Consider the following 4,347-nt stretch of genomic DNA (forward strand, 5'->3'; position numbering starts at 1 on the left):
GGCGAGCGGCTGAGCTGGCTCGAGGGCTTCGTCTCCCAGCACGTGTCCGAACTGGAGGACCGCTCCGGTGGCGAGACGCTGATCCTGGACGCCAACGGTCGGGTGGAGCACCACGTGGTGCTCTCCGACGTCGACGGGACACTCGTCATGGACACCGAGCCCGGCCGGGGCGCGGCCCTGCTCACGTTCCTGACCCGGATGGTCTTCTGGGCAGACGCCACTCCGGAGGCCGCCGACCTCGTCGTCGTCACCCTCGCCGGCACCGGGCTCCCCGGTGCCCTCACCGCTCCGGACGGGACCATGGTGGAGCTCCCCGTCGGCGACTACGCGAGCGTCCCTCTGCCGGGGGGCGGGATCGCACGTCGGATGCCGTGGCCGTTGGCGGGCTCGGTCGATCTCCTCGTCCCCCGGGCCGGGCTGACCGGATGGTTCGACGCGGCGGTCCGGGCCGGCGCCCGTCCGGCGGGCTCGTGGGCGTTCGAGGCCCTCCGCGCGGTGGAGACGGACCCGCTCCGGGCGCGACTCGGCGTGGACACCGACGAGAAGACCATCCCCCACGAGATCCCCACGTGGATCGGCGAGGTGGCGCAGCGCGGCGCGGTCCACCTGGACAAGGGGTGCTACCGTGGCCAGGAGACGGTCTCCCGCGTCCACAACCTCGGCAAGTCCCCCCGGGTCCTCGTGCGTCTGCACCTGGACGGCTCCGGCGGCGACCAGTCGCTCTCCCCCGGCGCCGAGGTCCTCGCCGGTGGCCGCACCGTGGGGCGCGTGGGGACCGTCGTCCAGCACCACGAGTACGGCCCGGTGGCGCTCGCCCTGCTCAAGCGGTCGGTGCCGTCCGACACCGTTCTCGAGGTGGACGGGGTCTCCGCCGCCATCGATCCCGACTCCGTCCCGCACGACTCCGGCCCGCAGGCCGGACGTGAGGCGATCCGCAGGCTGCGCGGCCAGGCGTAGGAGCCCGAGGTGGCCCCCACGACACCCGGGCGGACATTCCGCGCCGGGCACGCTATCCTGTGGACAGGCAGATACTCACATTGATGGGCACCCCCGAGGTGGCCCAGCACCGTTTCCGAGGGGGTCAGGTCAATGGGCCGAGGCCGCGCGAAGGCGAAGCAGACCAAGGTCGCTCGCGAACTCAAGTACAACACTCCGCAGACGGACCTAGAACGTCTCCAGGCGGAGTTGGCCGGTGGTGGCGCGCCCACCACACGCCTCAGCACCGATCGGCCCGGTGCCGAGGAGGACGACGACCCGTACGGGTCGTGGTCCGACGGCGACAGCAGGTTCTGACCGCACTCCCCGACCGCCGCCTACACGTGGGCCGGGCATCCAGCGAGGATGCCCGGCCCACGTTCGTGTGGCGGGGTGCGCCGCCCGGCTAGAAGCGGGCGTGTGATCCCTCGAGGACGACGCGCGGTCCGTCCGCGGCGACCTCCCCGGCCTTGTCCACGTGTCCGATCACCCAGTTGTCCACGTGCCGGGCGGTGAGCACCGCCTGCGCGCGGTCCACGTCCTCGGCCGGGAGCACGGCGATCATCCCGACCCCCATGTTGAACGTCCGCTCCATCTCGGCCTGCTCGACACGGCCGTGGTGGGCGATCGTGCCGAACACGGCGGGCACGGGCCAGCGGCCACGGTCGAGACGCGCGACCAGTCCGCGCGGCATGACCCGCGCGAGATTCTCCGCCAGGCCTCCACCGGTGACGTGGCTGAACACCCGGACGTCGGTCTCGGCGATGAGGCTCAGGCAGTCCAGGGCGTAGATGCGGGTGGGCTCGAGGAGTTCCTCACCCAGGGTGCGACCGAACTCCTCTACGTGCCCCTCCAGCGGGAGGCGGGCGAGTTCCAGCAGTACGTGCCGGGCCAGCGAGTACCCGTTGGAATGCAGGCCCGAGGACGCCATCCCCACGATCACGTCGCCGGGGCGGACGTTCTCCGCCTTGAGGACCTCGTCGGACTCGACGATCCCGACCCCGGTGCCCGAGATGTCGTACTCGCCGGGGGCCATCAGTCCCGGGTGCTCGGCGGTCTCGCCGCCCAGCAGCGCGCAACCGGCCCGGACGCAGCCCTCGGCGATCCCCTCGACGATGTCGGCCACGTGTTCCGGCACGACCTTGCCGATCGCGATGTAGTCCTGGAGGAACAGCGGCTCGGCCCCGCACACCACCAGGTCGTCCACCACCATGGCCACGAGGTCGATGCCCACCGTGTTGTGGACGTCCATGGCCTGCGCCACCGCGATCTTGGTCCCGACGCCGTCCGTCGACGAGGCCAGGAGCGGTTGACGGTAGGAGTTCTTCAGGGAGAACAGCCCGGCGAAGCCCCCGAGGCCACCCATCACCTCCGGCCGGGTCGCGCGCTTGGCGTGGGGCGCGAACAGCTCGACGGCGCGCTCGCCGGCGTCGATGTCGACTCCGGCGGCGGCGTACGAGGCGCCGCTCGCGGGGTGGGGGTTCTCGGTCATCTTCGGTTCTCCTCATCGGCGCCCGTGGTCGGGCGCCCGGTCAGGGTCGGCGGACGGCGTCCGCGTTGTCGTGCAGGACCAGGTGCCGATCGGGTATCTCACCGTCGACCTGGGCGGCCAGTGCCAGGACGGCCGCGCTCATCGGCGAGTCGTCCGGGAGCGGGATGGGGTAGTGGCCGTCGAAGCACGCGGCGCACAACTCGTCCCGCGGCTGCCCGGTGGCCGAGATCATCCCGTCCACCGAGATGTACCCGAGGGTGTCCGCCCCGATCGCCCTGCGGACGCCCTCGAGCATCCCGTCGGTGGCGTCGACCCCGTTGGCGATCAGTTCGGCGGGGCTGGCGAAGTCGATGCCGTAGAAGCACGGCCAGCGGACCGGCGGGGAGGCGATACGGACGTGGACCTCGAGGGCGCCGGCCTCCCGCAGCATCCGGATCAGGGCCCGTTGGGTGTTGCCGCGGACGATCGAGTCGTCCACCACCACCAGCTTCTTCCCCTGGATGACCTCGCGCAGCGGGTTGAGCTTGAGCCGGATGCCGAGCTGCCGGATCGTCTGGCTGGGCTGGATGAACGTACGGCCGACGTAGGCGTTCTTGGTCAACCCCTGGGCGAAGGGGATCCCGGACCCCTGGGCGTAGCCCACGGCGGCCGGTGTCCCCGATTCCGGCACCGGGATCACCAGGTCCCCCTCGACGGGGTGCTCGACCGCCAGTTTGCGGCCGATCTCCACGCGGGCGGAGTTGACCAGCCGCTGGTTGATCACCGAGTCGGGACGCGCCAGGTACACGTACTCGAAGACGCACGCCTTGGGGGTGGGCTCGGAGAGCTTGCGCGACCGGACGCCGTCGGCGTCGATGGCGATCAGCTCACCGGGCTCGATGTCGCGGACGAACGACGCCCCGACGATGTCCAGGGCCGACGTCTCGGACGAGACCACCCAGCCCCTCTCGAGCCGTCCGAGCGCGAGCGGGCGCACCCCGTGCGGATCCCTGGCGGCGTACAGCGTGTTCTCGTCGGAGAACGTCAGGCAGTAGGCGCCGCGCAGGCGCGGCAGCAGGCGGGCCGCCGCCTCCTCGAGGCCCCCGTCACCCGCCTCGTGGGCGAGGAGGGTGGAGACGATGTCCGAGTCCGAGTGGGTGCTGTTCTCGGTGTAACCCCGGATGCCGATCGTGGTGGCGTAGCGCTTGAGTTCCTGCGTGTTGACCAGGTTGCCGTTGTGCCCCAGCACCACGGACCCCCCGCCGGTGGTGGGCCTGAACATGGGCTGCGCGTTGTCCCAGGACGCGGCGCCGGTCGTGGAGTACCGGCAGTGGCCGATCGCCACGTGTCCGCTCATCGACTCGAGGGTCTTCTCGTCGAAGACCTGGCTCACCAGTCCGAGATCCTTGTAGACGAGCACCTGCTCGCCGTCCGCGACGGCGATGCCGGCGGCCTCCTGGCCGCGGTGCTGCAGCGCGTACAGGCCGTAGTAGGTGAGCTTGGCGACGTCCTCGCCGGGAGCCCAGACACCGAAGACACCGCACTCCTCGACCGGACCGATGCGCTCGGTGTCGATCGGCAGGCCGGTCGGGCCGGGAACGGACGGGTCGGGCAGACCCAGACCGACGGCGGCGCGGCCACTGGTGCGGCGGAGTGATCCGGACGGGGCCGGACGTGACGACGTGCTCTCCACCTGGTGGTGCTCCCTCATGTTTCGGGGCGGTCCGCCCGGACGGACCCCGGCGGTGCTGTTCGAGTGTACGTTCCCCGACCCCCGTGACCCCAGTCCCGTGTCCCCGTCCCGCGGGTGGGGCCCCTTCTCATGCGCAGGTCGTCCGGACCCGCCCGGGTCGCCGAACGCTCAGCCGGGACGCACCACCGGCAGCCCCGCCGCGACCTCG

At 71.6% G+C, this 4,347-nt stretch carries 4 protein-coding genes; 2 read left to right on the forward strand and 2 right to left on the reverse strand.

Going from position 1 to position 4,347, the window contains the following annotated elements; genetic code table 11:
- Together G6018_RS03425 and G6018_RS03430 are read left to right on the forward strand one after the other, a co-directional pair.
- Nucleotides 1-957, forward strand: a 957-nt coding sequence (locus G6018_RS03425; RefSeq protein WP_182638734.1) for a folate-binding protein YgfZ, incomplete at its 5' end; no start/stop codon positions are given.
- Between the two features lie 132 nt (nucleotides 958-1,089).
- Entirely contained in the window at nucleotides 1,090-1,293 is a 204-nt protein-coding gene (locus G6018_RS03430; RefSeq protein WP_179524615.1) for a DUF3073 domain-containing protein, read from the forward strand.
- Nucleotides 1,294-1,381: 88 nt separating this feature from the next.
- On the opposite strand, the gene purM is transcribed toward G6018_RS03430, so the two are convergent.
- Together purM and purF are read right to left on the reverse strand one after the other, a co-directional pair.
- On the reverse strand, nucleotides 1,382-2,467 hold the full coding sequence (gene purM, locus G6018_RS03435) for a phosphoribosylformylglycinamidine cyclo-ligase (protein WP_179524614.1): 1,086 nt from the start codon (nucleotides 2,465-2,467) through the stop codon (nucleotides 1,382-1,384).
- 40 nt (nucleotides 2,468-2,507) lie between these two features.
- Nucleotides 2,508-4,157: an amidophosphoribosyltransferase gene (gene purF / locus G6018_RS03440; RefSeq protein WP_182616724.1), complete on the reverse strand. Its 1,650-nt coding sequence runs from the start codon at nucleotides 4,155-4,157 to the stop codon at nucleotides 2,508-2,510.
- Nucleotides 4,158-4,347: the final 190 nt, after the last annotated feature.

The sequence above is a fragment of the Dietzia sp. DQ11-44 genome (assembly GCF_014145205.1).
Taxonomy (GTDB): domain Bacteria; phylum Actinomycetota; class Actinomycetes; order Mycobacteriales; family Mycobacteriaceae; genus Dietzia; species Dietzia natronolimnaea.

Bases quoted from the DNA above. Each gene is read 5' to 3' on its own strand.
- purM (WP_179524614.1), bottom strand. From the start codon at position 2,467: ATGACCGAGAACCCCCACCCCGCGAGCGGCGCCTCGTACGCCGCCGCC.
- purF (WP_182616724.1), bottom strand. From the start codon at position 4,157: ATGAGGGAGCACCACCAGGTGGAGAGCACGTCGTCACGTCCGGCCCCG.
- G6018_RS03430 (WP_179524615.1), top strand. From the start codon at position 1,090: ATGGGCCGAGGCCGCGCGAAGGCGAAGCAGACCAAGGTCGCTCGCGAA.